General features: G+C 63.4%; 3 protein-coding genes. All 3 read right to left on the bottom strand.

Going from position 1 to position 2,897, the window contains the following annotated elements:
• Positions 1–216: 216 nt before the first annotated feature.
• The 3 genes from EN939_RS28140 to EN939_RS28150 are packed head-to-tail and all read right to left on the bottom strand — an operon-like array spanning position 217 to position 2,873.
• On the bottom strand, positions 217–1,008 hold the full coding sequence (locus EN939_RS28140) for an ATP12 family chaperone protein (RefSeq protein WP_127270981.1): 792 nt from the start codon (positions 1,006–1,008) through the stop codon (positions 217–219).
• 12 nt (positions 1,009–1,020) lie between these two features.
• The gene (locus EN939_RS28145) at positions 1,021–1,893 is read right to left on the bottom strand and encodes a DMT family transporter (RefSeq protein ID WP_164748929.1); all 873 of its coding nucleotides are present in this window, start codon (positions 1,891–1,893) and stop codon (positions 1,021–1,023) included.
• A gap of 47 nt (positions 1,894–1,940) precedes the next feature.
• Positions 1,941–2,873, bottom strand: a complete 933-nt coding sequence (locus EN939_RS28150) for an RluA family pseudouridine synthase (protein WP_164751285.1) — start codon at positions 2,871–2,873, stop codon at positions 1,941–1,943.
• Positions 2,874–2,897 lie beyond the last annotated feature (24 nt).

Below are 2,897 nucleotides of genomic sequence, written 5' to 3' on the forward strand. Positions count from 1 at the left end.
CCGCCGGCGGTCGATGCTATTGCCATTTCGTTATCCTCCCGTGAGACCCGTTCTCGATGCTGCGCGACACCGTCCGCGTTCTCCTCCGAGCACGGACTCAACGACAGCCATTCGGGAAAAATGACAGAAAGCGCCCGCCAAAGGCAGCGCGTCTTTGGGATTATGACTTTGGTATTAGGTGCGCTGCGGGATGAAACCGGGCGAACTGGGAAACCCTTAGCCCTTGAGCGCTTCCAGCAGGCCGACAGCAGCCATCATGTCGTGCTTGCGAGCCGCGCGGCGGGCAACGGCTTCGGCGTCCTGCCCCCAATGCTCGATCTGCCAGTCCTCGTCGACATGAGCCGCGGCCCATGCAGCCTCAGCGTCGATCTCGCCGAAATCGACAGCCAGCGCCAGCAGCGCCGAACCTGTGAGCGACGTCATCACATGGATGGCGGCGAGACGCAGCGGCTCTGTTCGCTGGGCAAGATGGCTGCCCAGCACCGCGATGGTCTCGCGCGGCTGCTCGACATGGATGATCCCCTCGGCGAGATTGAAGCGCACCCCAAGTGTTCCCCTCGCCCAGTCTATCACCGAGTCCCAATGCTGGTTCTGCCGCTCCACCAGCCCTTGCGGCGCGTCGGCGCGGTAACAGAGCAGATCGGACGAGGCGAAGCGCAGAATGTCTTCCAGCACCGCCTGCGGGTCGCTGGCGACGCCATCGATGGCGGTGTTCACAAGCCGCATCACCGGCATGGTCACCGGATTGATGGTCTCGCTTTGGGTGGCGAACTCGTCGGCGACGAGCGCGGCTGCCGCCTCGGTAGGCACTGCCAGCAGCGCCTTGCCCGGCGTGCGCACCGGCTTGCCGTCGAGATGCACGGCAAAGCCGCCTTCGACCGGCGCGACCGAGACGGTCTTGTAGAAGCGCTTCGGCAGAGGCGTCTTCATCTGGATTTGGGCGCGGCGCACCGGATCCGGATCCGAAAGATATTTGCCCGCTTCAAGGTCGTTGAGGATGTCACGCATAGAAGGTCTCTCTTACACCGGCGTCAGCTTGCGCACTGGCCGGTTGACGATGATCAGGCCGGCGGCAATCAGGCCAAGTGCCAGGAAAATGCGCATGGTCAGCGGCTCATTCAAGAACATGGCGCCGCACAGCACGCCGAAAACCGGCGACAGGAAAGTGAAACTGGACAGGCCTGACGCCGGATAGCGCCGCAACAGCCAGAACCACAGCACATAGGTGAAGGCGACGATGTAGACAGCCTGGAAGAGCAGCGCCAAGGTCGGCAGCACGGTCGGGTCGCGAACGGGCGGGCCGGCGAGAGGCAGCACCAATATGCCGACGATCGCTGCCCCGGCGAGTTGGTAAAGCAGAAGCTTCTCGGCGCTCGCCTCGACCAGCTTCGACCGCTTGATGAGGATGTTGGTCAAAGCCCAGAAGAATCCGGAGCCGAGGCTCAGCAGATCGCCGAACAGCATGTCTCCGCCGCCGCCAAGCTTGTCGGAAAACACCGCGACAAGGCCGGCAAAGGCCAGCAGCAGGCCAAGGAATTTCCTCAATGTGATCTGCTCACCGAGCAGGAAATGGCCGCCGAGCAGCATCCAGAACGGCATCGTGTTGACCAGCAGCGTGTTGCGGGCAACGGTCGTATGCTCCAGGCCGACATAAAGGCAAAGGAACTCGATGCCGAAAAGCGCGCCAACCACGATGCCGGCGAGCAAGGTCCCGTCGCGCGTGAAAAGCGCGATGCCGCGCCACCGGCACCAGGCAAAGACACACAGGCCGCCGATGATCGAGCGCGCGATCGACAGGAAGACCGGGTCATAACCAGCGTAGGAGATCTTGGCGGCGACGTAATTCAACCCCCAGGAAAAGGTCAGCCCGACCATGATGGCGGCGGCGGCCATGTCGACCGTGTCGCGCCGGTCGAGCGCGTCACTGGCGCCGCTCACGATCAGTCCTCCGCGCTGGCGTCGTCGAAGCCGATCAGGTTCCAGCTCTGGCGCATGTGCGGCGGCATTGGCGCGGTGACATCGATGACGCCCTTGTCGGGATGCGGAATGATGATGCGGCGGGCGTGCAGATGCAGGCGGTTTTGAATGCCCCCTGGAAAGTCCCAGTTGGTGTCGGCCTCGAAATATTTCGGATCGCCCAGGATCGGGCAGCCGATGTAGGCGGCGTGGACACGAAGCTGGTGGGTGCGGCCCGTATAGGGCTCCATTTCAAGCCAGGTCATCGTCTGCGCAGCCTGCTCGATGATGCGGTAGTAGGAGACGGCGTGATCGGCGCCCTTTTCGCCATGCGCGGCGACACGCACGCGGTCACCGTCCGGCGTCGGCTCCTTGATCAGCCAGGTCGAGATCTTGTCCTCGCGCTTGGGCGGCACGCCCTTGACCAGCGCCCAATAGGTCTTCTTGGTCTCGCGGGCGCGAAACGCTTCCGAGAGCTTCATGGCGGCCAGCCGGGTGCGGGCGACGACCAGAACACCTGAAGTGTCGCGGTCGAGCCTGTGAACCAGTCTGGGCTTCTCGCCCTTCTGGCTGCGCCAGGCCTCCAGCATGTCGTCGACATTGCGGGTGACGCCCGAGCCGCCCTGCACCGCAAGGCCCGCCGGCTTGTTGAAGACGAAAACCTTGGGATCTTCATGGATCAGCATTTTCGACAGGACATCGGCATCGCCCTGGTTGCGGATCGAGTGGCCGGTCAGCGCACTCTCGCCCTTCTTGTCGACCTCGAGCGGTGGGACGCGAACCATCTGGCCGGGCTCGACACGGGTGTCGGCCTTGACCCGTCCGCCATCGACGCGGATCTGGCCGGAGCGCAGAAGCTTCTGCAAATGGCCGAAACCAAGGCCCGGGAAACGGATAAGCGACAAAAAACATGGCAGGCGTTGAACAGATCACGGTGGAGG

The organism is Mesorhizobium sp. M7A.F.Ca.CA.002.05.1.1 (genome assembly GCF_003998335.1).
Taxonomy (GTDB): Bacteria; Pseudomonadota; Alphaproteobacteria; order Rhizobiales; family Rhizobiaceae; genus Mesorhizobium.

Excerpts from the sequence above, each read along its gene's own strand:
- EN939_RS28145 (WP_164748929.1), bottom strand. The coding sequence starts at position 1,893 with ATGGCCGCCGCCGCCATCATGGTCGGGCTGACCTTTTCCTGGGGGTTG.
- EN939_RS28140 (WP_127270981.1), bottom strand. The coding sequence starts at position 1,008 with ATGCGTGACATCCTCAACGACCTTGAAGCGGGCAAATATCTTTCGGAT.